The organism is Nocardia sp. NBC_01009 (genome assembly GCF_045208035.1).
Lineage (GTDB): Bacteria > Actinomycetota > Actinomycetes > Mycobacteriales > Mycobacteriaceae > Nocardia.
This window is the reverse complement of sequence record NZ_CP108695.1, coordinates 6036562-6060261: the sequence shown is the minus strand read 5'-3', so window position 1 is coordinate 6060261 and position 23700 is coordinate 6036562. Positions and strand designations below refer to the sequence as shown.

Genomic DNA, 23700 nt, shown 5'->3' with positions numbered 1-23700 from the left:
CAACTCGACCGGATCACCTCAAAGTTGATTCGTAAGCCTGGATAAGTACTGCAGACCCAACCTGGGAGATGTATGTCACTGCCAACACTGTCCACCGCAACAATCGATCGACCACATGCTGAATCACCCTCGGCCGCAGTGAATTCCGCGCCGGGAGCGCGCGTTGTGCTGCGCGCGCCGCGGGTCGGCGACGCGGCCGACATCTGGCGGATCGCGAAGAATTCCCATGTGCTGGACACCAATTCCAGCTATGCCTACCTGCTCTGGTGCCGGGACTTCCCCGGCACCTCGGTGGTCGCCGAAGTGGGCGGCCGGGTCGTGGGTTTCGTGATCGGCTATGTGCGTCCGCAGGCGCCACACACGGTGTTCGTCTGGCAGGTGGCGGTCGAGCGGGCCCAGCAGGGTCGCGGCATCGGTGCCGCGCTGCTCGACAAGTTGCTCGACACCGTCGCCGGAGCCGGAGTTTCGGTGCTGGAAACGACCATCGCACCGGACAACCCCGGATCCATCGCCATGTTCACCGCGGTGGCGCGCCGCCGCGATGCGCGAATCACCAAGCGCCCCTTGTTCGAACCGGGAGTCTTCCCGGACAGCCACGCCGCAGAAGATCTCTATCGAATCGCCCCGACCGCCCGTACCACGCAGGAGGATCGCCGATGATTACCGCTGAAACAACCATTTTCGAAGAACTCGAATCGAATGTTCGTGGATATTGCCGAGCATGGCCCACGGTATTCACCACTGCTAAAGGATCCTGGCTGCGCGACGAGGACGGCAAGGACTACCTCGATTTCTTTGCGGGCGCGGGCGCGCTGAACTACGGCCACAACAATCCGGTGCTCAAGCAGCCGCTGCTGGACTACATCGCGAGCGACGGCATCACGCACGGACTGGACATGTCGACGGTGGCCAAGCGACGGTTGCTGGAGACGTTGCGCGACACCGTCCTCGCGCCGCGCGGCTTGGACTACAAGGTTCAATTCCCCGGCCCGACGGGTGCCAATGCGGTCGAGGCCGCGCTGAAGCTCGCGCGCAAGATCACCGGCCGCAAGACCATCCTCAGCTTCACCAACGCCTTCCACGGCATGACGCTCGGCGCATTGTCGGTGACCGGCAACGCCGCCAAGCGTGCGGGTGCGGGCGTGCCGTTGGTACACGCGACGCCGATGCCCTACGACGGCTATTTCGACGGCACCACCGCCGATTTCCAGTGGATGGAGCGCGTGCTCGACGACACGTCGTCCGGCTTCGATCGCCCGGCCGCGGTGATCGTGGAGACCGTGCAGGGCGAGGGCGGCGTCAATGTGGCACGCCCGGAATGGCTGCGCCACCTGGCCAGCTTGTGTGCCGCCCGGGAGATCCTGCTGATCGTCGACGACGTGCAGATGGGCTGCGGGCGGACCGGGCCGTTCTTCTCCTTCGAGGTCGCAGGCATCACTCCGGACATCGTGACGTTGTCGAAGTCGATCGGCGGCTACGGGTTGCCGATGGCGCTGGTGCTGTTCAAGCCGGAACTCGACCAGTGGGCGCCGGGTGAGCACAACGGCACCTTCCGCGGCAACAACCCGGCCTTCGTCACGGCACAGGTTGCGCTGGAACACTTCTGGTCCGACGGCGCACTGCAGGTCTCGACCGAGACCAAGGGCCAACGGATCGAGCAGGTGCTCGGCAGGCTGGCCGCGGAGATCCCCGGCGTCTCGCTGCGCGGGCGCGGGCTGGTGCAGGGCGTGGTGTTCGACGACCCGTCCCAGGCGAGCAAGGTCTGCCAGGTCGCCTTCGAGCGCGGGCTGCTGGTGGAAACCTCCGGTTCCATGGACGAGGTAGTGAAGTTGCTGCCGCCGTTGACCATCAGCGACGAGGAACTCGACCTCGGCCTCGATCTGCTGAGCACGGCCATCGACACCATCGGGGGTCGCTGAGATGATCGTGCGAACCACCGCGGCCATCACCGGTACCGAACGCGACGTCGCGGGCACGGGTTGGCGCAGCAAGCGCATTGTCCTCGGCGGTGACGGCGTCGGTTTCTCCTTCCATGAGACCACCATCGACGCGGGTACCGAGCACGAATTCCATTACCGCTATCACGTGGAAGCCGTGTGGCTGATCGAAGGGGAGGGGACGCTCACCGATCTGGACAACGACGTCACCTACGAACTCGAACCCGGCTCGATGTACCTGCTCGACGAGCACGAGCGCCACCGGCTGCACGCGCGCACCGAGATGCGGATGATGTGCGTCTTCAACCCGCCGGTGACCGGGCAGGAAGTCCACGACAGCAACGGCGTCTACCCGCTTGTCGCCGCCAACGCGGTGTGAAAGGAATCTGTAATAGTGTTGGCGCACACTGACACTCGCATCAATGATCGCTACCCGACCCGGCTCGGCGGCCCCGCGCCGCACCTGGATCGCCCTGATCCGACGGTATGGGGCCGGATCGAGCACCAGGAACTGGCGAGCTTCGACGCCGACGGGTTCGCGATCCTCGACGCGCTACTGACTCCCGGTGAGGTGGCCGATTTCAGCGCCGAAATCGACCGCCTCGCCGGAGATTCGGCGCTGCACGGCGACGACCGTGTCATCGTGGAGAAGTCGTCGAACCGGGTGCGTTCGATCTTCGAGGTGCATCGGCTCAGTGCGGCGGTGGCCGAGCTCGTGCGCGAGTCACGAGTCGCCGGATTGGCAAGGCAGGTACTGGGTTCCGAGGTCTATCTGCATCAGAGCCGAGTCAACTACATGCCGGGTTTCCGCGGCGCCGGCTTCTACTGGCATTCGGATTTCGAAACCTGGCACGCGGAGGACGGGATGCCCGCACCGCGCGCGGTGAGCCTGTCGATTGCGCTCACCAACAATTATTCGATCAACGGCAGCCTCATGCTGATGCCCGGCTCGCACCGTACCTTCGTGCCCTGTACCGGAAGTACGCCCGCCGAGCACTACCGGGAGTCGTTGCAGGAACAGGAGATCGGCGTGCCGAGCCAGGCCGATGTGGCGGCACTGGCCAATCGGTGCGGGATCGCCCAGTTCACCGGCGCCGCCGGATCGGCGCTGCTGTTCGACTCCAATGTCATGCACGGGTCGTCGAACAACATCACCCCGTTCCCGCGTTCGAACATCTTCCTGGTATTCAACAGCGTGGAGAACACTCTGGTGGAACCGTTTGCCGCGCCCGCGCGGCGGCCCGGCTACATCGGCAGCCGGGACTTCACGCCGGTGTAGGCAACGGTGCTAGCTGTCGAGCGCGCCGATGAGGGTGGCCAGTTCGGTGTCGAGCGCCAGGTCGCTGACTCGGCGTTCGAGTTTCTCGCGGTCGGCGGCGGGTAGCTTCGACCACACCGCACCGATGTGCGTCTGAGTGCGGATCTCCGCCGCGGCCACACTCGCAGCAGCGTCGGCCACAGGTGTGCCGTCGTTGCGACGACGGGCAGCGCCGCGAGAGTGGGTTCGGTCAGTTCGGTGAGATGCCGTGCAACTCGGCGTTGTACATCGGGCGTGGCGCGCTCCACCAGGTTCAGCAGTCCGCGCCAGAGTGCGGCCTCGGCACGCTCGTCGAGCCCGGCAACCAGCGATGCCATCGCCGCTGCATCGGCCGTCAACGGGTTGGCGGCAAGGCTGTCCAGTGCTGCCGGGCTGAAATGCCCGATGAACGTGAGGATGTCGGGCACCGCGCCCGCCTCGATGGCGGAGTTGGCGAAGTGGGTGATCGCCCCCGTCGAACCGATGTCGAACAGGATGTCGCCGACCGCGGCGATCACGTCCTCGTCGCAGCGGGCGAACGTCGAGAGCGCGGCCAATCGCAGATCGATCTCGCCGGCGAGCACGGTGGCGACGATGCGCGGAATCCGTTGGGCGGGTCCGGTGAGCAGTTCTCGCACGATGGCACTGACGTTCGCGCCGGAGAACGCGTACGCGGCCGACCGGATGAGCGCGTCGTCATCGTGCACGCCCTGCTCGACGGCTCGGATCAATTCCGGTGTCGCGTAGGCGAGCAACGGCCCCGCGGTGATGTAGTCGCCACGACGCAACAGCTCGTTGGTGATTCGGATGACCGGGCCGGGAGGAGCAACGTCGGCGAGTTGACCGACGCTGCGCGGATCCATGAAGGGCGCACAGTCCGCCGCATAGGAGACATCCAACATGCCGACTGCCTCGGCGGCCTTCTTCGGATGGTCGACCCCGACTGCGCCCGCCGCCCGGCCCGCCATCGTCGGCGGCACGACTCGCGTCACCAGCGGCAGCGAGATGCGCAGCGGCACGATCGAAACCAGCGCGCTGAGTCGCTCGAAGATCGCGTTGTTCTGATCGAAAATTATGCCTGCCATGCGTTCTTGCAAATCGTGCAGTTGCTCCGCGCCGAGCTTCTCGAGGTGGGCGAGGCTCTCGGCCTGCACGTGCAAAGTTCTGGCCAGCAGAATGATCTGGGCCTTGGTTACCAAGTCCGTCATCAGCCCAGCGCATTCCCGAACATGATCTTCTTGGCCGCGGTGCGCAATGGCCACGGCAGCGCGCCGACCACCTTGTCCACCGCTTCGGTCAATCCCTCGGTCTCGATCCGCTGTGCCGTGCGGAACATCGTCAACAGCTCGGTGGTCTCCTGGTCGGAGAGCAGATCGAGGGCCGAAAGCGGCCCGCCCAGTTCGCGTTCGAGGTCGGTTCTCGAGCTCATCCGTGTCTCCCCATGTTCGGCCGCGCGGACATGACTGTCCGGGCGGCGTTCTCGATCACATTGTGCAGGCTTCGGCCGAATGTCGGGAGGGTTCGTCTGAGACAGACTTACTGGCAATCCATCAGCAAAGTGTCGGGGGGTGACCTACGCACTTTGATTCAGCCGAGCTGGCCGATCAACCGCGTGAGACGATGCGCTGTAGCGCCGCGAGATCCTGCTCGAGCATGCGGAACAGCCAGTAGACGCCGACGAAGGCCAGGGCACTGCCGACGCACAACACACGCAAGGCGATGATCACCGCGGGAATGTCCTGCGGCGGAATGAAAGTTGCGCCCGCGACACCGAGCAGCGGAACGGCGGCCGCGACGACGAGGAAATAGGTGCTGGCTCGGTCCAATTGCTCCAGCTGGCGCGCGTCCTCGGCGCCGAGCCCGCCGTGCGGAAGGAACATCGGGTACAGACTGCGCACGGCATAGAAAGTGACCAGGAAGTACGGGTAGGCCATGGCGATGGCGCCGCAGACGATCTGGGTGATGAAGAAATGTACGTACGCCTCAGCACTGAGCTGATTGCCCGACAGCTGCACGGAGACCGGCACGACGATCCCCGAAAGAGCCCATAAAGCGAAGCAGGTCAGCACATTACGCCGACCGAGCTGCAGGGTGTCGGTGCGAGCACGAGCGAGGGTGGCCGCATCGTAGGGCTTGCCCGCGCGCAGCCCACGCGAGACCGACCACAGATGGGCGAGTAGCACATTGGTGACGACGAATCCGATGAAGAAACAGATCCCGTAGGCGGTGAGAGCGACCTGGTCGAAGCGGTGCTGCGCCTGCTCGTCCAGTTTGGCGATGATCAGCGTTCGATTGTGGCTGTAGCTGTAGAGGATCGCCAGCGCGTTGGGCACGGCGATGGCGAGTGCCATGATCGGGTGCATGAGCGATCTGGCCCGCAGGCGTCCGCTGTGCGCCGGCGGATCGACGAGATCGCAGGCGCGGGCATCGAGGCAGACGTCGAACTGCTGGGCCATATCCGCGCCGCGCGGCCACCGGTTGTCCGGATCCGGGTCGAGCGCACGCACCAGCGCCCGGCGCAGCGCGGCCGGGCAGTCGGGCGGAAGATCCCCGTACGGCAGCGATTGCGGGCTGCCCGAGCGTCGCAGCAACATGCCGTCGAGCGCGGTGCGATCGCCCAGCAATGCGCCGCTGCGTTCCTCGGCCGGTGTCGCCCGCACCCGTTCGAGCACCGTGAACAGCGTCCCGCCCGGCACGTACTGCATATAGAGCAGCCGCAGCCTGCGTCCCTCCAGCACGCGCTGGTCGAACACCCGCACGATGTAGTCGTGATCCAGCTGCGCCAAGGTCTGCGGCTCGGCGCTCTTGTCCTGCGAAATCTTGACTGCGACCAGGCGCTGCATCGATCGCTGCCGAGCCAGGAACACCCTGGCGAATGCACCGCGCCCCAGGCCGGTCATCAGGTCGAAGTCGTTGATCTTCTGGCCGACCTCGATATCGTCGAGGTTCGCAGGCTCGGCTGCCTCGGCCACGAGCGTACTGCGATAGTCGTCGGTGGCCAGCATTTCGGAAAGCTGGTCGGCCTGTTCGGGTTCGTGCACACTGTCTGGCATGCGCGTGCGGTCGGTTCCGGAGTTGATCAGCTATGCCGAGGGTGCGGGGCGGGTGAAGTACGTGCGGTTCTGGGGGCATCAGCCGCAGCAGGACGGCAGTGTCGGGCACGGCTGCTTGAGCCAATGGTGGCCTGCGCCGTTCCAGGTCGATGGACTGACTTTCGCCACCGCCGAGCACTACATGATGTGGGGCAAGGCGATGTTGTTCGGGGATACCGATACTGCCGAACGGGTTGTGGCGGCGGGACATCCGAAGCAGGCGAAGGAGCTGGGCCGACAGGTGCGTGGATTCAACGACATCATCTGGGCTGCACAACGTTTCGATATTGTCGTGGCCGGCAGCGTCGCGAAGTTCGGGCAGCACGAGCAGCTGAAGCAGTATCTGCTCGGGACGGGGGACCGGGTGCTGGTGGAAGCCAGTCCGGTGGACCGGATCTGGGGTATCGGGCTGGCCGCCGACGATCCACGGGCCGAGAACCCGGCGCATTGGCGCGGATTGAATCTGCTCGGGTTCGCCTTGATGGCGGCGCGCGACGAACTGCGGGTGGCTCAGCCGGAACTGACCGAATGATCGTTCTCGGCCGTGTGCTCCTCGGCGGCGCACGCGCGCCAGACCCTGGCCTCCGACGAATTGCCCTGGCGTTCCAGGAGTTCGGCGAGTCCGATCATCGCGCGGGACTCGCGGCGATCGGCGGCCGTACGCCACCAGTGTTCGGCCCCGGCGAGGTCGCCGCCGCGAAAACGGACAACGCCGAGGTCGTAGGCCGCACCGGCGTGGCCTGCTTCGGCCGCCTGTGCCCATAGGCTGCACGCCCCGTCCTCCTCGCCGCGGCTGTACATAGCGACGCCGAGATCGTAGAGGGCGGTGCGATATCGGGGTTCGGGCGCAGGCGCGGTCGTGACCGGGATGGGTGCGGTTTGCGTGGCAGGGTCTGGGAGGGACGGGGTTTGCAGAGGTGAAGCTTGCGTGGCCGGGCTTGTCAGGGATGGCGCGTGCAGGGGCCGGCTTTGCGGGGTTGGGTACTGGGGAAGGGCGTTCAGCAGAAGCGGCTCGTGCTGGGAGTGGTTCTGTACGAACAGGTTCTGGGGAAGGAGGTCCTGCTGAGGCAAGGCGTGCCGGGATGGGTTCTGCACGAGTAGGCCCTGCGAGAGTGGATCATGCCGGGGTGGGTCATGCGGGGGGCTTTGTAGGAGTGGGTTCTGCGGGAGGGGATTCTGCAGGTGCGGCGGGTTCTGCAGGTGGACCTCGTGCTGCGGCGGGTTCTGCAGGTGGACCTCGTGCTGCGGCGGGTTCTGCAGGGGGAGGTCGTGCTGCGGCGAGTTCTGCAGGTGGACGTCGTGCTGGGGTGGGTTCTGTGGAAGTGGATCTTGCCGGGGTGGGTTGTATGGGGCGCTTTGCTGGGGCGGGTTCTGCGGGAGGGGGTTCTGCAGGCGCGGGTCGTGCTGGGACGGGTTCTGCTGCAGAAGGTTTTGCGGCGGTACGGTGTGCGGGGAGCTTTGGGGCAATGGGTTCGGCGGGAGTGGATCGGGTACGGGTGGGTGCTGCGGGAGCGGGGTGTGCGCGGGCGGGCTGTGGGTCGGCGGGCGCTGCGCGGGGGTGCTTTCGGGGACCGTGGTGTCGGCGAGTGTCGTCTCGATCTCGACCACAAGGTTGGCGAAATTCGGTGGGCCTTCGCCGACGCTGCACCAGAGCACGAGTCGGCCGCTCGGTGGTTGTTCGATCAGCATGCCGTAATTGCCCGAATACGACTGTTCGATTCCGAACGGGTCGACCCAGACCGGCGTCAGACTGAACAGGGCGCCGGGGTTGTTGGGGAACAGTTCGAAAGTGATGCCCGAGGCGAGAGCATCACTCCACACATCGACGCCGCCGAGTTGCCTGCCCGCGAGGCGGATATGGCCATCTGTCATCGACAGACCGATCCCGTGCCCACGCAGTCCGGCCGGTGGTGCCGCCGACAGCAGTGTCATGCTGACCCAGATGGGTGCGGGTCCGACCTGTTCGGTGTACATGGGATAGACCATGCTGCCGTTCCAGCGGATCGGATCGGCGGACTGGTAGCGGGCGGCCAGCGGTAGGTTGTCGGCCGAATTCCGCGCATGCCACTGTGAATACGGCTCAGTCATTCGCGCCCCGCCTTTCCACCGATGGTTGTCGCCCCCGTCCTGTGCGGTATGGCCGGGGTATACCGTACTCGGCGGGCCAGAAGGCCCGCGGCTCAATCCTCCGCTGGGGCGCATACCGTTACGCCGAAGAGTTGTTCGCCCGTCGAAGCAGCGATTTCGAGCGCGTCGAACGCCTCGACGAGTCGCCGCTCTTCCCACTGGAAGTGGGATTCGAGGATCGCGGCGAGGCCGTCGAGTTCGCGCTTGGCGGTGTCCGCATTGTCCGGTCCAACCTCGGCGAGAAGCTGTTGCAGCCTGCGCAGGATGTCCGCGACAAGGTGATGATCGGCGCTGAGCTCGGCGAGCACCGGCGCCAGTTCCGGGAATTGGTTGCCAAGGGCGGGAAAGGCCGTGGTGTCCTCGCTGGTGTGGTGACGCGTCAAGGCCGCACAGAAGGCCGTGCAGTGTGTGCGAAGTCGCATGGGCGGTACCTCGTCGCCTGCCAGGTAGCGGTCGAATTCAATACGGACACGGCGCAGTTCGGTGCGCAGGTCTTGGTGTACCTCGGTGAGTTCACGCCCGAGGGCGCGGACGCGGTCGACCGACCGGTTTGTTGCGGGCGCAGGAGTGTTGTCAGGCATGGGAAGTCCTTCGATCGAGAGAGAATCCGACCGATCGCAATAGATCGGCGGTATGTGGCCCGAAAAGCGGGCTCCGTTATGCGATATGGCCGGCGCCGAAGGCGCGGCTCGGCGTCACTGCGGACGCGAATGTGGACGCATGGCGGTCTCCTCGATCACGGCGCCTCCATGGCGACCGCCGTCCACTCGGCGGCGCCACGCGACACGGTTCATGATTAGCACGACGGCAACTCGGCGATCAACCCGATCGCGCCAACACGGATGCTCGATCGATTGTGGCCTGATGCAATCCGAAACGCACCGCCGGGCGAGTGCATGTATCTGTTACTCGCAGTTACAGATACTTTGCCTCTTGTGGAAGAAGTGGAAGAGCCCCCGGTGGCGAGCCTACTCAACACATTCGGCAGCCGATGCAGAACAGCATACCTTGCCGATGTCGATAGGTGCTGCGGGATCGGCGATCAGACACCGATCGCCTCCGCCATCTCTTCTTCGGCGTCTTGTCGAACGCTCGCCGGGTCGGCTTGCGCGACGATCGGGGACCGGCGCTTCTCGTGGCGGCCTGCCGCGACCAGGAGCGCCGCACCCGCGGCGAGCCATAGGAACAGGCTCACCAGGCGTCCGTCCAAGCCGGCGCCGCCGTCGAAGTACAGCAGGCTCCGTGCGCCCTCGACGAAACCCGCGCCGTTCCAGAAGCTGTGCAGCGCACCGAAGAATCCGCTCTGGAGTTCTGGGCGATAGATGCCGCCGGAGGTCGTGAAGTTGAGCATGACGAACAGGATCATCAGTACCAGCGTGGTCCAGCGCTTCAGGAAGGTATGCACTCCGATGCCGACCAGGATGATCCCCACGCAGTAGAGCCACGACAGCGCCCAGATCGCGGCGTAGTCGTGGTCGACCACATGGAATAGCGGGCCGGCGACTGTGATCCCGATGATGCTCACCGCCAGCGAGGTCGCCACACCGACGAGCGCCCGCGCGCCGATCCGCAACCCGGTACCGGCTGCACCGATGGCCGCGACGCTGCCGTACGAGCCGACGCTCAATGCCACCAGTAGGAAGAAGATCCCCTGTGCGGTGGGGTCGCCGTTGGCGGGCGGCGCGACGTCGGTGACGGTCAGCGGCACGCCCTGTTGTCCGGCGACCTGTTTGAAAACCAGTTCGACGGCCATGGCGGTGGTGTCGGACCCGGCTTTCGCCACGACCAATTCGGGATGCTGTGCATCGGGGATGTACGCGCCCGCCAACGTGCGGTCGCGCAACTGGGTAATGGCGTCCGCCCGGCTGGGCAAGGTCACCACTTCGAGGGCGTCGCCCGCCCTGTCCTTCATCGTCTGTGCGAGCACCTTCTCTTGCGGCGCGCTGCCGACGACGGCCACCTTCAGGTGGTTCGGCTCCGGCTGGTGGAACGCGCCGAGGTAGGCCAGCGCCATGCCGAGGCACATCAGCAGCGGGGTGAGCAGGTGTAGGGCGACATGCCGAAGTTGGTGCGAAACCATGGGTGGACTCCGTATGGTTGGTAAATACAACTATGATGGTTGTATCATACAACTATGCGAGAGACCACCCGCGCAGCGGCGATCCAGACCATTCAGCGCGAGCTCACCGCGTTCGCGCGTCGAGCCCGCGGCAAGGCTGCCGAGCTGCATCCCGAGCTGTCGCTGGTCGCCTTCAGCGTCCTCGACTTGATCATCGAGCGGGACGGCTGCCAGGCCGCCGCCGTCGCTGATCACTTTCTGCTGGACAAATCCACGGTGAGCAGGCAGGTCGGTGCGCTGGAACAGCTCGGGTATCTCACCCGCGAGGTCGATCCCGGCAATCGGCGCAACTATCATCTGCGCCCGACGCCGGAGGGGCGTCGCATTGCGGGCGAGGCCGAACGGCGGCGTCGGGACGCGTTTACCGAGCGCTTCCTCGAGTGGGACGACGACGATCTGCGGCGTCTCGCCGGATATTTGGCCAGATACAACGTCACGTCCTGACTGTTTTGCGCGAATTGCTCAGTCGCACTTCGACATTGCGCATATCCCAGACGCCGAACCAAGCGCTTGCTAGTCTCGGCCGATGATCCCCACGATCGTCTGGGGCACGGGCAATGTCGGCCGGTCGGCCATCCGTGCCGTCGAGGCCCATCCCGAGCTGGAACTGACGGGTGTGCTCGTGCACAACCCGGAGAAGGTGGGCCGCGATGCGGGCACACTGGCCGGGCTCGACCACGAGATAGGTGTCGCGGCGTCCGATGACGTCGATGCGGCGCTGGCCGCGCGACCGCGCGCGGTCGTCTATGCGGCGTCGGGAGATATCCGGCCCGATGACGCGCTCGCCGACATCATCAGAGCCCTGCGTGCCGGTGCCGTTGTCGTCACGCCCGCGCTGTATGCGCTCTACGATCCGAGCAACGCTCCACCGGAACTTCGCGACCCGGTGCTGGCCGCGATTGCCGACGGCGGCGGATCGCTCTTCGTCTCCGGGGTGGACCCCGGCTGGGGCAACGACGTGCTGCCGCTGTTGCTCAGCGGCCTCGGCCATACCGTCGAGGTGATCCGCTGCCAGGAGATCTTCGACTACTCGACCTACGACCAGCCCGATTCTGTCCGCTACCTGGTCGGTATGGGCCAGCCGATGGACTACCAGCCGCCGATGACCGCGCCGGGTATCCCGACAATGGTGTGGGGCGGGCAGATTCGATTGATGGCGCGGGCACTCGGTGTCGAACTCGACGAGATCCGTGAAACGTTGGACCGACGTGCCCTCGAATCCGCCGTCACAACAACGACCATGGGTGAATTCGACGCGGGCACGCAGGGTGCGGTGCGGTTCGAGGTGCAGGGCGTCGTCGAAGGCGAGCCTCGCATCGTCATCGAGCACGTCACCCGCATCCATCCCTCCTGCGCGCCGGACTGGCCGACACCACCCGACGGGGCGGGCGCGCACCGCGTGATCGTCGAAGGTCACCCCCGCATCGAGGTCACCATCGAAGCCGGCGACGAGGACGGCAACCGCGCCGCGGGCGGAAACGCCACTGCCGTAGGCAGATTGGTGAACGCCATCGACTGGCTGGTCGAGGCCGAACCAGGTCTCTACGACGCACTCGATGTCCCACTGCGTCCCGCGGTCGGCAAGCTCGGAAGGAAACACTCATGAACATCGACATCCCCGAAGGCAAAGATCCCATCGGCTACGTCTGGGGCGAAATGGTTCCCGGCATCGGCCTCGCTGCGTCGAACTTCTCCCTGTCGGTCTACTCGCACACCACCCTCGGCCTGCGCGAATTCGAAGCCGCACGGCTGCGTATCGCCCAGATCAACGGGTGCATCTTCTGCCTGGACTGGCGCACCGAACGCGACGGCACAAAGGTCGAAGAGGGCTTCGCCGACGCGGTGACCAACTGGCGCACCACCGATGCCTTCGACGAGCGCACCCGCCTGTCCGCCGAATATGCCGAACGCTACGCCCTCGACCACCACAACCTGGACCAAGAGTTCTGGGACCGTATGACCGCGCACTACACCCAAACCGAAATCGTGGAACTGAGCATGAGCATCGGCTCTTGGCTGGCTTTCGGCCGCCTCAACCACGTCCTCGGCCTCGACGCGGTCTGCGTACTGCCTGGACACTGAGCGGTCGCCGCCGACGGCGTCGCGGAGATCGGCCAGGTGATCGAGTTGATTGCCGACACCGACGGGCCGGTGGTCTTTCATTGCGCCTCGGGTAACGACCGCACGGGGCTGATCGCGGCGCTGGTGCTGACCGCGCTCGACGTGTCCGAGGAGCAGATTCTCGCCGACTTCGCGCTGACGGAGCTGGCGACGGCGCGGCTCACCGCAGACCGGTGAGCTGCATACCCGAATCGGGTGCTCGCCTGGCCGAGCTATGGCCGGGCGCCTGCCGAGGTGATGCGGCTTGTGCTCGACGATCTCACCGCCGCCTACGGATCGGCGCGCCGATATCTCACCGAGCAGGTCGGGCTCGGCGAGCCGGTGCTCGAGCAGCTGCGGTCGCGGCTGCTCAGCTGCAACAGTCGCCACATTCACAGGAACTACACGGGTGATTCTGGTGCCGTCCTCACGATGGTGCGGTTGGCTGAGGTGGTGCTGATCGGCAGCACGGGCAGGGTGCAGTCCGAGGAGGTCAGGCCGTGCACACAGCAGTGACGACCGCCATCATTCCTCGTGAGCCGGTGTCGCTCACCGGTATCGCGGGGGAGTCGGTGAGCAGACGCGGGGGGCGGTCGATCAACGCCGATGCCGCGGCTACCTATACCGATTCGACGGTGGGACGTACTGCTTTCGTCGTCGCCGATGGTGTCGGTGATCATCTGCTCGCGGCGCGAGCGGCACGTACTGTCGCGAATATCGCAGCGCGGGTGGGCGCGCGCAGCGGGGCGGTAGCGGGAATCCTTGCGGCCCAGCAGAAATTGTTGCACGAGTTTCCGCAGGAGGGCGCCGACAGCGTGCTTGTCGTCGCCGTGCTCGAGACCGATCAGCCCAAGGGCCCGTGCGACATAGCGTGGGTCGGCGACTGTCGAGCGTACCGGTGGAACGGCCGGGTGCTGCACCAGATCACGACCGATCACACTGTCGCCGAGCACTTTCGCGCCAGAGGACTACACGCGGCGCCACGGCTGAATCACCTCGTCACCACGTCGGCGCGCACCGTGCGTCCGGCGGCCGTCGGGCACACCGCCACCGGATCGAGCAGAGGCAGGCTGTTGCTGAGCACCGATGGTGTGCACAAGCGCCTGGAGATGACCGACATCAAGGCGATACTCGCCGGCGGGGCGACAGCGGGGACCGCCGCGGAAGCGTTGGTGGACAATGCTCTGCGATCCGGCGGAACCGATAATGCCACGGCATTCGTGGTGGACGCAGGCTGAGGCACCGCCCAGCCGCTACGGCGCAGTGGGTGGTTCGGCCTGGTAGGCCTGGTGCAGTAGGTCCACGAACGCCGGTGCCTCGGGCAAAGCGACAGTGTCGATGCGATGTACCGCGATGCCCGGGGTCCATGAGTTCATGACCACGGCTCCGGTCAGCGTGGGCAGGTCGGCGGGCGTGATCTCCCGGTTGCGCTGGGGAATGCCCAGGCGATCGAGCTGCCTGCGCACGATGCCCATGGTGGTCCCGCCCAGCATCTCGGCGACCGGCCACACCACCGCGGTGCCGTCCCAGAAGGCCAGATTCCAGATCGAGGCCTCGCTGAGCCTGCCCTTGCGGTCGACGAAGGCCGCGTCGTCGAGGCCATGCCCGACGGCGCTGCGCAGGAAGTACGTCTTGGCGACCTCGCCGACATGTTTCACCGCGGGCAGGACCCGTTCGTACTCGACCGTCGCCAGCGTCAACGGGCCTTGCGGACCAGCAGTTGCCGGTCCGGTGCGGACCAGCACGTCGGGCTCGACATCGATTCCGGTCGCGGTGAATTCGCCTGCGGGGGAGTACATCGTGGCCGTCAGCGAGACATCGGGCGGACTCGCCGCCAATGCCGTCCGCAGGTAGGACCGCACCCGATCGTCGGGTAAGGCCTGGCCGAACAACTCCGCCGAGGCCACCCGCAGCCGCTCCAGATGCAGGTCGAGGCCCCGGATCCGGCTGTCGCGCACCTGCATTGCCGTGAAGTGGGCGTAGCCTGCGAAGGCGAGTGGCGCCAACTCTCCGACGGTCGCTGCTTGGCCGTTGCGCTGAACAATGAAGGCGGTCATGGATTTTCCCTGAGTAGTCGTGTCGTATACAGCCGGCAACGCGAGCATTGCCGCGTCCGGTGGAGCATTCGGGCTAGTTCCTCGGCCCGCTGACGGCCGCGACCAAGCCGCCGTCGATGATGAGGTCCTGTCCATTGATGTAGGACGCTGCATCGGAAGCGAGGAAGGCGACCGCGTCGGCGACATCTTCGGCGGTGCCGATGCGACCGGCGGCCACCTCGGCGACCACGGCGGCGGCCGCCGTCGCGGAGACGTTGTCGTGGAACATCGGGGTTTCGATGTAGCCGGGGCTGACGGAGTTGACCCGAATTCCCCTGGGCCCCAACTCGGCGGCGAGTGTGTGCGCCAGATTGTGCACCGCCGCTTTGGTCGCCGAGTAGAGGGAGGCGTCAGCCAGGCCACGGTGCAGCGTCCACGAGGCATTGATGACGATCGCCGCATGCTCGGGGAGCAACGGAACGGTCCGCTGGATGGTGAAGAACACGCCTTTGAAATTGATGCCGACGGCCCGATCGAATGCGGCCTCGGTGATCTCACTGTGTGGCTGGAACACGCCGACACCTGCATTGGCGAAGACCACATCCAGCCGCCCGTAGCGTGCACGGATCGCGGTCGTCATGGCGTCGAGATCAGCGAGGTTCGCCACGTCGCCGCGGATCGCCAGGACGCGGTCCCCGCCGTCCAGTCCGTCGACCGCGGCGTCGAGCTTCACCTTGTCGCGCCCGGTGATGACCACCTGTGCGCCTTCGGCGAGCAACCGGCGTGCGGTGGCGAGTCCCATGCCGCTGCTGCCGCCCGTGATGAGTGCGATCTTGTTGTCGAAACGAGAGTTGCTGTGGGGCATGGCAATCAGCCTCCCCAACGATGCGCACGACAAACAGTGTGCAGTTATCCAGGGTGTGGCACCACCAGGCTGGTGTTCAGGCCGGGGCAGCGAGCCCGACGTGCGTCAGGCGTTCGAGCCGAACCTCGGTTCCGGTGCCCGGGCGCGGGTTGTACAACTCCACGTGCCAGTCGGGGTGATCGGCGACGGCCAACGGCAGCATGTCGAAGATCAGGTCGCCGACCTCGGGGTGGTGCACCGCCTTCACGGCCTGGGTGGGGCCGGCCACGTCGTGGCGGGCCCACAGTTCGGCGAACTCGGGGCTGATGGCGGTGAGCTCGTCGACCACCCTGTCGAACTCCGGGTCGCCGGGAGCGCGCGCTGCTTCGGCGCGAAAGGCGGCGACGACATCGGGCGCAACCGACTCCCAGTGTAGGTGCATGGCGCGGTGCCGAGCATTGGTGAAGAAGGTGAAAAGGCAGTTGTGGTCGACGCCGTCGTAGCCGAGCGCCGTGTGCGCCGCGTCGTTGATCGCCAGCAGGTTCCAGTACCGGTCCCGCAGCACCGCGGGCCGTGGCGCCCACGCGTCGAGTAGCGCTCGCAGCTCCGGGGTGACGACGGCATCCCGCGGCCGGCCGCTCATCGGCGGGTTGAGCCCGGCCAGCACATACAAGTGCGCACGCTCGGGCTCGGTCAGCCGCAACGCACGACCGATGGCGTCGAGTACTTCGGCCGAAACCTTGATGTCGCGTCCCTGCTCGAGCCATGTGTACCAGGACACGCCGACTCCGGCCAGCATGGCGACCTCCTCGCGCCGCAGCCCCGGCGTCCGTCGTCTGCCCGCCGCCGCCATACCGACATCAGCGGGTGTGAGCCGCGCCCGGCGGGTGCGCAGGAAGTCACGGAGCTGCTCGCGGCGCCGCTGTGTTACCGCTGGCGATTCGCTGGTCATACGACCAAAGTAGCAACGACCGGTCGTTCGAGATTCCGCGCCGGGACAACCGTGCCGCCGTTGCCGGCGCCGGGCAATGCAGTGATCCGAGCGTCCGCGTGCGGTCGCGAGGTCGGCAGCGTCGTGCCGCACCGCTGCGGCGATATCGACGCAAGCGGCACGCAAGAAGACGCAAGGTGGGCGCAATCAGGTCTCGGCACAGTGTGATTCATGAACGAGACATTCGATGTGGTGATCGCCGGAGCCGGGCCCGTCGGCTTGATGCTGGCCTGCGAATTGCGACTGACCGGGGTCGATGTGCTGGTGGTCGAACGGCTGAACGAACCCGACATGACGCTCAAGGCCGGCGCTATCAATGTGCCGACGGCGCGAGCGCTCGCCCGGCGCGGCCTGCTGCCCGAGTTGGTCGAGCGGCAGGACGAGACGTTGGCGGTGGTACGGAAGTTTCAGGCGCAGCGTGGTGGCACGGTGATCGGGACGACGAGTAAGCGGCCGGGTGCCGGTCATTTCGCCGGGGTATTCCTCGATGTCGAGGATATCGACTACGACGACGAGGAATTCGCTGATCTCGGTCCCGCCGCCGCGGTGTTTCTGGTGCCGCAGCAAAGCATCGAAGCAATCCTCGCCCGGCGTGCCGAGGAACTCGGTGTGGTGATTCGCCGCGGTGTCGAGTTGACCGGCTTCACCGACGCCGCCGATGCCGTCGTTATTCAGCTCGGCGATGCCGAGGTCCGCACGGCGTGGCTGGTGGGTTGTGACGGTGGCCGCAGCCTCGTACGCAAGCTGGCGGGATTCGAATTTCCCGGCCTCGATCCCGAGATCACCGGTCATCAGGCGGTTGTGGAGATGACGGGCGCCGAAGCACTGGTGCCGGGTTGGAGCTCGACGCCTACGGGCATCTACGCCTACGGGCCGACGCCGGGTCGTTTCCTCACCGTGGAGATGGATGGGCCGCCCGCCGATCGCGACGCACCGATCACGGCGGACGAGCTGCAGGCAAGTTTGCGCGCCGTCTCCGGAGTGCCGGTCGAAATCACGGCGGTGCACTCGGCTACCCGATTCACCGACAACACTCGGCAGGTCACCGACTACCGCCAGGGCCGGGTGCTGCTGGCCGGCGATGCCGCGCACGTGCATTCCCCGTTCGGTGGCCAGGGTCTCAACCTCGGCATCGGCGATGCCGTGAACTTGGGCTGGAAGCTCGCCGCCGTTGTGCACGGCTGGGCTCCGGCAAACCTGCTGGACACCTACACCGCCGAGCGGCACCCGATCGGCGCCTGGGTGCTGGATTGGACCCGCGCGCAAGTCGCACTGATGCGGTTGGACCAGCGAAGCCGGACACTGCGCACCGTCTTCGCCGAACTATTGGCCACTACCGACGGGGCAACCACTGTCTTCAAGAACATTTCGGGCGTTCGCCACCGCTACGACCTCGGCGGCGGCCACGCACTCACCGGAGCGCCCGCCCCCGATTTCGAACTGTCCGATGGCAGCCGCGTCGAAGACCATTTCGTGGACGGCGCCGCAATCCTGCTCGATCTCGCCGACTCTGCCGAACTCCGAAACTTGGTGGTCCCCTGGTCTTCTCGAGTCCGAGTCGTCACCGCAAAACCCACCCGTTCGCGCTCTCTCGCGGCGATGCTCATCCGCCCCGACGGCTACGTGGCATGGGCCGCGGACTCGACCGAGATCGACGGACTGTCGAGCGCAGTGACTCGCTGGTTCGGCGCGCCCGAATAGTAGGTCGGCGTTGCGCTTGTGGTGCCCGGGCCCGGGCACCGCAAGCGAGCCGATCACACGTCGAGTTCTTCCTCGATACCCTTGAGGCGGTGTCGGGCCATCGCGAGGTTTGCCCGGCCTCGGTCCATGGCGAGGTAGAGGAAAAGGCCCTTGGACTTACGGCCGGTCATCGGCCGGATGATGTGGTATTGGCCCGAGAGCGTGATGAGGATGTCCTCGATACCGTCATTGAGCCCGAGCTGCTCCATGGTGCGCATCTTGGCGCGCACCACCTCGGTATTGCCCGCCGCCGCGACCTGCAGGTCCAGGGACTTGGAACTGCTGAGCATGCCGAGCGCCATGCCGCTGTTGTAGTCGACGACGGCGGCGCCGATCGCGCCGTCGATCACCATCATGTCTTTGAGTGCAAGATCCATGGTGGACATGTCTGTTCCTTTCAATCGGTGTTAGTTGTCTTTGTCGAGTTCGTTCGACGTCGCCGCCAGCTGGTCGGCGATCGTGCGGGCCACCGGGCGCGACTCCAGATGGAGCCGGCCGACATTCACCTCGGGGCCCGCCAGCACCGTCAGCGAGGTCCAACCCGCCGCGTAGATCACCACATGCCCGTCGGTCCCGCGCACCACGACCTCGTGGAAGCCGCCGCCGTGCGCGGTGGTGGCCAACCGGTGCGACAGCGACAGTTGTGCGGCGGCCATCGCGGCCATCGTGTCGGGCTCGATGTGCGGCGGCAGATCGTGGGCGACGAGCAGGCCGTCGTTGGATGCCACCAGTGAGCCGGTCAGTCGCGGGACGCGATCGCGTAGCGCTTGCAGTTCCGCGAGCACCACCGCGTTCGGTCCGGGTCCTGGCATCGCCACCTTGGTCAACCTTCCCATCAGTTCGCCGAGTAGTTTCTTGCGCGCGGTCACGTCCGCTCCGCAGGACACGGCTCGGACTCCGGCAGCAACGCCAGGGTTTCCAACATCCCGGTGCGCCTTTCCTTTTCGAGCCGATGTAGTTCGACCGCGAGCTCAACGCTCATGACCGTCAGCTGCCAATTCGGCGAGAATGCCCTGGAGCTGAAATCGCGCCATCCCGAGATTTCCGGTGTCGTCGTCGAATAGCACGTGCACGAAGAGTTGACCATCGAAGTCGCCGTTCACCAGATTCAACAGGTGATATCCCCGGGTGCCGCACACAATGAGCTCGGTGATGGCGTCATCACGGCCGGTGGCGAGCGCCGGGCAGTCGAGTACCGCTCGGACCACGTCGGTGGTGGCCGCGGCGTCCTCGTGCTCGTCCACCAGAGCGTGCCTGCCGCTTGCGGCGATCGCCAGGCCGCTCGCGCCGTCCACGAGCGTCACGCTGCGCGCACCGGGAATGTTCATAATGCGTTGCACACAGCCGTCGATTCCGATCACGCGCCCCTGGCCTGTCCTGTCCTGTGAGGGTTTCAGGATTCCAGACGGTACACACCGTCACGAGTGATGTACAGAAAATGTCAGGAGAATTCCGATCGGGCGAGCATTTCCCCCGGAAATGGCAACAAGAATACCTCTCGGTATCAATACCTTTCGGTATCCTGCTGGATGAATTAAATCGAATACCATTCGGTATCAATACCTTTCGGTTTCCGTCACTGCGAGTAACCGAATACCGTTCGGTACTAATAATTTCAACACGTATTCGCGCTGCTGACGTCAGCGGTCACGCGTCGATGATCATTGCCGAGTCGGTCGCGCTTTGTCGGTCGGGTAGCCCGCGGCACCGATCCGGATTTCCGGCGCGGCAACAGCTACGATGTCGGCACGGTGTGCAGCGCCGGCAGGAGCGTGTCGGCTATCGCGTCCAGCTGATTGCGTGCGTCGAGCGAGCCGATGCGCAGTACCACGTGTGTCGCACCGGCCGCGAAGTAGCGCCCGAGCCACTCGGCGCATTGATCGGCAGGGCCGCCGAAATATGCTTGGATGGTGGACATTTCGTCCAGCGACCGTCGATAGTACTGGTGGACGTAACGGTCGAGCTCGGCGCGGGCTACTGCGGTGTTGTCGTTGATATTGATCGTGGCATAGAAACCGGCGGTGACCGTGCGGGTGGTCAGCTCTCGAATCGTGTCCCAGGCGCGGGCGTAGGCCGCCGGATCCGGCAGGAACGGCAGCCAGCCATCATAGAGTCGGGCGACACGCTGTAGGACCCGTGGCGTGTCGCCACCTGCGAGCCAGAGCGGTGGCCCGGTGATGTCGTGGGCAGGCAGCGCGCGCGACAGGTCGTCGAGCCGCCAGTAGCGGCCGTCGAACCGGCCACCACCCGACCAACTCTGCCGCCAGATGGCCACTGTCTCGTCCAGCCGGCCGACCCGCTGTGCGAAAGGCGCTCCGACAGACTCGAATTCGGCCGCGCTCTCCGGCACCGGGAAACCTGCGCCGAGCCCGAGGATCAGTCGGCCGACACTGAGTTGATCGACGGTGGCCGCAGTGTGTGCACCGAGCAGCGGGTGGCGCAGCGTCGCGGTGTAGGCGGCCGTGCCCAACCACACCCGCGACGTGGTTGCCGCGACGGCGCCGAGCACCGTGAGCGGTTCGGCCCTCGTACGCGCCAACGGCGAATCGCCCACCCACACCGAGTCGAACCCGGCATGTTCGGCCGCCTGCGCGAAATCCACCAACCCGGCCGCATCATGCCTGCCGGTCATCGCCGTCTCCCGGCTCGGCAGCAGCACACCGATTTTTGTCATACCGACCAGCCTTGTCGGCCGTTGGATCCGGGGCAATTACGTCGAGGGTAAAGAGTGCTCGCGTCACTGCGTTCGAATTCGCCGCCGGGTGCGCGCCGGCTCGGTGCGGTCGCCGAGGGTTGCGATCACCGCGACGCAAAACATGGCGGTGGTGGACAAGTTTGACGATCGTCATACCTATGGCGGTGAGCAACGGTAGAAAAGTCTTCGCGTTGGGTGTCGAAGTGGACGGCGAGGGCTACCACCCGGCCGCATGGCGCCGGGCCACGCACGAACCTGATCGGTTCCTGACCGGCCGCACGGTGCAGGCACGCGTGGCAGCGGCCGAAAATGCCGGCTTCACGCTGGCGACCTTCGACGATTCGATCCTGGCGCCGAGCGATCAACCCGCGGGGCGGATCGATGCCGTGACCCGTGCCTCTTTCGTTGCGGCGACGACCAGCACCCTGGGCCTTGTTCCCACGGTGGCGACCACGTACGCGGAGCCGTTCCACACATCGTCGCAACTGGCTACTCTCGACTACACCTCGCGCGGTCGCGGCGGCTGGATCGCGACAACGATCGCCGACCCCGCCGCGGCGACGACCTGGGGCCGACCGGCCCGCACCGCCGAGGCGGAACTTGCTCAGGAACACCGTGATTCGATCGAGGTCGCGCGCCGCCTGTGGGATTCCTGGGAAGACGACGCGGTCGTTCGCGACTATGCGACAGGCAAATTCCTCGACCGGGACAAGCTGCATTACGTCGACTTCGTCGGCGAGAGCTTCTCGGTGAAGGGCCCCGCGATCGTGCCACGCCCGCCGCAGGGCCAAGTGGTTGTCTTCTCCGACGGCGCCGCCGAACCCGGGCAAGCGGATGTAGCACTGGTGTCGGGTGTGGATCTCGCCCAGACCCTCGCGGCCGCCGATCGAGCTCATGAGTCCGGTGCGCTGGTTTTCGTGGAACTCGATGTCGCCCTCGACCTTCCGCTGGTGTCTGCGGCGCAGCGGCTTGCCGATCTTGACCGCTACGCGACCGCGAAACATGCTGCTCGCCTACGGTTCTCGGGCAAATCGAAGGATCTGGTCGCGCTGCTGACCGAACTCGCCCACCACGTCGACGGTGTGCGCCTGCACCTGGCGGTCATCGATGAGGACCTGCCGGTGCTCGCGCACTACGTTTTGCCCGCTCTGTTCCGATCCGGCCTGGCCCACCGTCCCGTGCCTGGTTCGACACTGCGTGCCAACCTCGGACTTGCCCGGCCGGACAATCGATACGCGAAGGATCAGCACTGATGACCGACGTTCCGTTCCCCGACGCACAGGTGCATTTCGGCGTCTTCTTTCAGGGCGTCAACCACTCCACCATCTGGTCGGACCTCACCAGCGGGTCCCAGATCGACTTCGAGACCTTCCGGCGCACCATCACCACCGCCGAACGGGGACTCTTCGACGCCTTCTTCCTGGGCGAGGGTTTGCGCCTGCGCGAGCAGAACGGCAAGATCCTCGACCTGGACATCGCGGGCCGTCCCGACGCGATTGCCCAACTCGCGGCACTGGCCGGAATTACCAGCCACATCGGGCTGGTCGCCACGCAGAACACCACCTACAACGAACCGGCGGACCTCGCGCGCCGGCTGTCCGGACTGGATCTGCTTTCGGGTGGACGCGCCGGCTGGAATGCAGTCACCACCGACAATGCCTGGACGGGCGAGAACTTCCGGCGCGGCGGATACCTCGACCACGCTCAGCGCTACGAGCGCGCGGGCGAATTCATCCGGATCGCCCGCGAACTGTGGGATGCCTGGTCGGACAACGCTATTGCGACAGCCCGCGATGGCGCCGCCTGGCTGGAACCGGGCGCGGTGCGCACCGTGACACGCGACAACGAACACTTCCAGGTCTCGATCACCCCGACACTGCCGCGCTCCGCGCAGGGGCATCCGGTCATCTTCCAGGCCGGCGATTCACCCGCCGGTCGCGAGTTCGCCGCCGCGCACGCCGATGTCATCTTCTCCAGGCACGGAACGCATTTCGATGCCGCGCTCGCGTTCGCCGACGACATCCGGGCCAGGCTGCGCACCGTCGGACGCCCCGACGACGACATCAAGATCCTGCCCGGCACCCAGATCGTATTGGCGGAGCGGGAATCCGAGGTCGAAGAGAAGGCCCGCTGGGTGCTGGAGAGCCAGTTCACCGGCCAGACCGCGCTGTCACTGGTCGGACAGGTGTGGGGTCGCGACCTCTCCGATCTCGATCCGGACGGTCCGCTGCCCGCGGAGGACCCGGTGCCGACCGTGATCTCGGGAGCCCGTGGCGCACAGCGCGATGGCCAGGACCCGGTGGCGATTGCCAGGCAGTGGCGGGCACTGGCCGAGGCGAAGAACCTGTCGCTGCGGCAGGTGGCAATCGAAACCGCGCAGCGATCCGGATTCCAGGGCACGCCCGGCCAGGTTGCCGACGAACTCACTCGCTGGGTCCGTTACGGCGCAACCCACGGCTTCAATATCTCGCCCTACCTGGTGCCGACCGGCCTCGACGAGATCGTCGACTGGTTGGTTCCCGAACTCCAGGAACGTGGTTCCTACCGCACCGGATACACCGGCACGACACTCCGCCATCATCTCGGCCTCCGCCCACCGCTGACCAGGCGCTGAGCGCGCCCGATTCGCCTCGGGCTGCGCGGGTGGCGTGCGGTGCGGTGGGCGTTGTTCGAGAGCCGCGGCGCCTCGACTCGCTGCCGATTTGACCTCAACCTTCGTTGA

25 protein-coding genes and 1 pseudogene are annotated in these 23700 nt (G+C 66.0%); 13 read left to right on the top strand and 13 right to left on the bottom strand.

Annotated elements, in window-relative coordinates:
• Positions 1-72: 72 nt before the first annotated feature.
• The 4 genes from ectA to thpD are packed head-to-tail and all read left to right on the top strand — an operon-like array spanning position 73 to position 3216.
• Positions 73-660, top strand: a complete 588-nt coding sequence (ectA, locus tag OHA42_RS27180) for a diaminobutyrate acetyltransferase (protein ID WP_406230646.1) — start codon at positions 73-75, stop codon at positions 658-660.
• On the top strand, positions 657-1919 hold the full coding sequence (gene ectB / locus OHA42_RS27175; RefSeq protein ID WP_406230645.1) for a diaminobutyrate--2-oxoglutarate transaminase: 1263 nt from the start codon (positions 657-659) through the stop codon (positions 1917-1919). The genes ectA and ectB overlap by 4 nt, the downstream gene beginning before the upstream one ends.
• Position 1920: 1 nt before the next feature.
• Entirely contained in the window at positions 1921-2316 is a 396-nt protein-coding gene (locus OHA42_RS27170) for an ectoine synthase (RefSeq protein ID WP_328401988.1), read from the top strand.
• A gap of 12 nt (positions 2317-2328) precedes the next feature.
• Positions 2329-3216 (top strand): ectoine hydroxylase, encoded by an 888-nt coding sequence (gene thpD / locus OHA42_RS27165; protein ID WP_406239636.1) that lies wholly within the window; start codon positions 2329-2331, stop codon positions 3214-3216.
• On the opposite strand, the gene OHA42_RS27160 is transcribed toward thpD, so the two are convergent.
• From OHA42_RS27160 to OHA42_RS27150, 3 genes are all read right to left on the bottom strand, one after another.
• A complete protein-coding gene (locus tag OHA42_RS27160) occupies positions 3183-4442 on the bottom strand; it encodes a hypothetical protein (RefSeq protein WP_406230644.1) in 1260 nt (419 codons plus the stop codon). The genes thpD and OHA42_RS27160 overlap by 34 nt on opposite strands.
• A complete protein-coding gene (locus OHA42_RS27155; RefSeq protein WP_406230643.1) occupies positions 4442-4663 on the bottom strand; it encodes a hypothetical protein in 222 nt (73 codons plus the stop codon). Before OHA42_RS27155 ends, OHA42_RS27160 begins: the two co-directional genes overlap by 1 nt.
• A 175-nt stretch (positions 4664-4838) precedes the next feature.
• The gene (locus OHA42_RS27150; protein WP_406230642.1) at positions 4839-6287 is read right to left on the bottom strand and encodes a protein kinase domain-containing protein; all 1449 of its coding nucleotides are present in this window, start codon (positions 6285-6287) and stop codon (positions 4839-4841) included.
• On the opposite strand from OHA42_RS27150, the gene OHA42_RS27145 reads away from it, so the two are divergent.
• Positions 6286-6858 (top strand): NADAR family protein, encoded by a 573-nt coding sequence (locus tag OHA42_RS27145; RefSeq protein WP_406230641.1) that lies wholly within the window; start codon positions 6286-6288, stop codon positions 6856-6858. The genes OHA42_RS27150 and OHA42_RS27145 overlap by 2 nt on opposite strands.
• Here the strand turns inward: OHA42_RS27145 and OHA42_RS27140 are convergent.
• The 3 genes from OHA42_RS27140 to OHA42_RS27130 all read right to left on the bottom strand — a co-directional run bounded on the left by OHA42_RS27140 (position 6837) and on the right by OHA42_RS27130 (position 10533).
• Entirely contained in the window at positions 6837-8414 is a 1578-nt protein-coding gene (locus OHA42_RS27140; RefSeq protein ID WP_406230640.1) for a hypothetical protein, read from the bottom strand. The genes OHA42_RS27145 and OHA42_RS27140 overlap by 22 nt on opposite strands.
• 92 nt (positions 8415-8506) lie before the next feature.
• The gene (locus tag OHA42_RS27135; RefSeq protein ID WP_406230639.1) at positions 8507-9034 is read right to left on the bottom strand and encodes a hemerythrin domain-containing protein; all 528 of its coding nucleotides are present in this window, start codon (positions 9032-9034) and stop codon (positions 8507-8509) included.
• 461 nt (positions 9035-9495) lie between these two features.
• On the bottom strand, positions 9496-10533 hold the full coding sequence (locus OHA42_RS27130) for a hypothetical protein (RefSeq protein ID WP_406230638.1): 1038 nt from the start codon (positions 10531-10533) through the stop codon (positions 9496-9498).
• Positions 10534-10587: 54 nt separating this feature from the next.
• Here OHA42_RS27130 and OHA42_RS27125 point away from each other — a divergent pair, with 54 nt between their 5' ends.
• The 5 genes and pseudogenes from OHA42_RS27125 to OHA42_RS27105 all read left to right on the top strand — a co-directional run bounded on the left by OHA42_RS27125 (position 10588) and on the right by OHA42_RS27105 (position 13910).
• Entirely contained in the window at positions 10588-11016 is a 429-nt protein-coding gene (locus OHA42_RS27125; RefSeq protein WP_406230637.1) for a MarR family winged helix-turn-helix transcriptional regulator, read from the top strand.
• A gap of 82 nt (positions 11017-11098) precedes the next feature.
• A complete protein-coding gene (locus tag OHA42_RS27120; protein ID WP_406230636.1) occupies positions 11099-12178 on the top strand; it encodes a dihydrodipicolinate reductase in 1080 nt (359 codons plus the stop codon).
• Positions 12175-12654: a carboxymuconolactone decarboxylase family protein gene (locus OHA42_RS27115; RefSeq protein ID WP_406230635.1), complete on the top strand. Its 480-nt coding sequence runs from the start codon at positions 12175-12177 to the stop codon at positions 12652-12654. The genes OHA42_RS27120 and OHA42_RS27115 overlap by 4 nt, the downstream gene beginning before the upstream one ends.
• A gap of 36 nt (positions 12655-12690) precedes the next feature.
• Positions 12691-13188, top strand: a pseudogene (locus OHA42_RS27110) (tyrosine-protein phosphatase).
• The gene (locus OHA42_RS27105; RefSeq protein ID WP_406230634.1) at positions 13173-13910 is read left to right on the top strand and encodes a PP2C family protein-serine/threonine phosphatase; all 738 of its coding nucleotides are present in this window, start codon (positions 13173-13175) and stop codon (positions 13908-13910) included. The pseudogene OHA42_RS27110 and the gene OHA42_RS27105 overlap by 16 nt, the downstream one beginning before the upstream one ends.
• Positions 13911-13925: 15 nt before the next feature.
• On the opposite strand, the gene OHA42_RS27100 is transcribed toward OHA42_RS27105, so the two are convergent.
• From OHA42_RS27100 to OHA42_RS27090, 3 genes are all read right to left on the bottom strand, one after another.
• Positions 13926-14729, bottom strand: coding sequence for an aminotransferase class IV family protein (locus tag OHA42_RS27100; RefSeq protein WP_406230633.1), 804 nt, complete (start codon positions 14727-14729; stop codon positions 13926-13928).
• 73 nt (positions 14730-14802) lie between these two features.
• A complete protein-coding gene (locus tag OHA42_RS27095; RefSeq protein WP_406230632.1) occupies positions 14803-15573 on the bottom strand; it encodes a glucose 1-dehydrogenase in 771 nt (256 codons plus the stop codon).
• Positions 15574-15649: 76 nt separating this feature from the next.
• Complete coding sequence (locus OHA42_RS27090) at positions 15650-16504, bottom strand: helix-turn-helix transcriptional regulator (protein WP_406230631.1); 855 nt, start codon at positions 16502-16504, stop codon at positions 15650-15652.
• Between the two features lie 210 nt (positions 16505-16714).
• On the opposite strand from OHA42_RS27090, the gene OHA42_RS27085 reads away from it, so the two are divergent.
• On the top strand, positions 16715-18244 hold the full coding sequence (locus OHA42_RS27085) for an FAD-dependent oxidoreductase (RefSeq protein ID WP_406230630.1): 1530 nt from the start codon (positions 16715-16717) through the stop codon (positions 18242-18244).
• 53 nt (positions 18245-18297) lie between these two features.
• On the opposite strand, the gene OHA42_RS27080 is transcribed toward OHA42_RS27085, so the two are convergent.
• From OHA42_RS27080 to OHA42_RS27065, 4 genes are all read right to left on the bottom strand, one after another.
• Positions 18298-18669: a hypothetical protein gene (locus OHA42_RS27080; protein ID WP_328401955.1), complete on the bottom strand. Its 372-nt coding sequence runs from the start codon at positions 18667-18669 to the stop codon at positions 18298-18300.
• Between the two features lie 21 nt (positions 18670-18690).
• The gene (locus OHA42_RS27075; protein ID WP_406230629.1) at positions 18691-19152 is read right to left on the bottom strand and encodes a roadblock/LC7 domain-containing protein; all 462 of its coding nucleotides are present in this window, start codon (positions 19150-19152) and stop codon (positions 18691-18693) included.
• A gap of 102 nt (positions 19153-19254) precedes the next feature.
• Entirely contained in the window at positions 19255-19644 is a 390-nt protein-coding gene (locus tag OHA42_RS27070; protein WP_406230628.1) for a hypothetical protein, read from the bottom strand.
• A gap of 374 nt (positions 19645-20018) precedes the next feature.
• Positions 20019-20957, bottom strand: coding sequence for an LLM class flavin-dependent oxidoreductase (locus OHA42_RS27065; RefSeq protein ID WP_406230627.1), 939 nt, complete (start codon positions 20955-20957; stop codon positions 20019-20021).
• A gap of 179 nt (positions 20958-21136) precedes the next feature.
• On the opposite strand from OHA42_RS27065, the gene OHA42_RS27060 reads away from it, so the two are divergent.
• Both OHA42_RS27060 and OHA42_RS27055 read left to right on the top strand, forming a co-directional pair.
• A complete protein-coding gene (locus tag OHA42_RS27060; RefSeq protein WP_406230626.1) occupies positions 21137-22231 on the top strand; it encodes an LLM class flavin-dependent oxidoreductase in 1095 nt (364 codons plus the stop codon).
• Positions 22231-23592: an NtaA/DmoA family FMN-dependent monooxygenase gene (locus tag OHA42_RS27055; protein ID WP_406230625.1), complete on the top strand. Its 1362-nt coding sequence runs from the start codon at positions 22231-22233 to the stop codon at positions 23590-23592. The genes OHA42_RS27060 and OHA42_RS27055 overlap by 1 nt, the downstream gene beginning before the upstream one ends.
• Positions 23593-23700 lie beyond the last annotated feature (108 nt).

Coding starts and splice junctions, on each gene's coding strand:
- OHA42_RS27090 (WP_406230631.1), bottom strand. CDS start 16,504: ATGACCAGCGAATCGCCAGCGGTAACACAGCGGCGCCGCGAGCAGCTC.
- OHA42_RS27150 (WP_406230642.1), bottom strand. CDS start 6,287: ATGCCAGACAGTGTGCACGAACCCGAACAGGCCGACCAGCTTTCCGAA.
- OHA42_RS27120 (WP_406230636.1), top strand. CDS start 11,099: ATGATCCCCACGATCGTCTGGGGCACGGGCAATGTCGGCCGGTCGGCC.
- OHA42_RS27160 (WP_406230644.1), bottom strand. CDS start 4,442: ATGACGGACTTGGTAACCAAGGCCCAGATCATTCTGCTGGCCAGAACT.
- OHA42_RS27055 (WP_406230625.1), top strand. CDS start 22,231: ATGACCGACGTTCCGTTCCCCGACGCACAGGTGCATTTCGGCGTCTTC.
- OHA42_RS27135 (WP_406230639.1), bottom strand. CDS start 9,034: ATGCCTGACAACACTCCTGCGCCCGCAACAAACCGGTCGGTCGACCGC.
- OHA42_RS27115 (WP_406230635.1), top strand. CDS start 12,175: ATGAACATCGACATCCCCGAAGGCAAAGATCCCATCGGCTACGTCTGG.
- OHA42_RS27125 (WP_406230637.1), top strand. CDS start 10,588: ATGCGAGAGACCACCCGCGCAGCGGCGATCCAGACCATTCAGCGCGAG.
- OHA42_RS27065 (WP_406230627.1), bottom strand. CDS start 20,957: ATGACAAAAATCGGTGTGCTGCTGCCGAGCCGGGAGACGGCGATGACC.
- OHA42_RS27085 (WP_406230630.1), top strand. CDS start 16,715: ATGAACGAGACATTCGATGTGGTGATCGCCGGAGCCGGGCCCGTCGGC.
- OHA42_RS27130 (WP_406230638.1), bottom strand. CDS start 10,533: ATGGTTTCGCACCAACTTCGGCATGTCGCCCTACACCTGCTCACCCCG.
- OHA42_RS27140 (WP_406230640.1), bottom strand. CDS start 8,414: ATGACTGAGCCGTATTCACAGTGGCATGCGCGGAATTCGGCCGACAAC.
- OHA42_RS27080 (WP_328401955.1), bottom strand. CDS start 18,669: ATGTCCACCATGGATCTTGCACTCAAAGACATGATGGTGATCGACGGC.
- OHA42_RS27170 (WP_328401988.1), top strand. CDS start 1,921: ATGATCGTGCGAACCACCGCGGCCATCACCGGTACCGAACGCGACGTC.
- OHA42_RS27155 (WP_406230643.1), bottom strand. CDS start 4,663: ATGAGCTCGAGAACCGACCTCGAACGCGAACTGGGCGGGCCGCTTTCG.
- ectB (WP_406230645.1), top strand. CDS start 657: ATGATTACCGCTGAAACAACCATTTTCGAAGAACTCGAATCGAATGTT.
- OHA42_RS27060 (WP_406230626.1), top strand. CDS start 21,137: ATGGCGGTGAGCAACGGTAGAAAAGTCTTCGCGTTGGGTGTCGAAGTG.
- OHA42_RS27095 (WP_406230632.1), bottom strand. CDS start 15,573: ATGCCCCACAGCAACTCTCGTTTCGACAACAAGATCGCACTCATCACG.
- OHA42_RS27145 (WP_406230641.1), top strand. CDS start 6,286: ATGCGCGTGCGGTCGGTTCCGGAGTTGATCAGCTATGCCGAGGGTGCG.
- ectA (WP_406230646.1), top strand. CDS start 73: ATGTCACTGCCAACACTGTCCACCGCAACAATCGATCGACCACATGCT.
- OHA42_RS27100 (WP_406230633.1), bottom strand. CDS start 14,729: ATGACCGCCTTCATTGTTCAGCGCAACGGCCAAGCAGCGACCGTCGGA.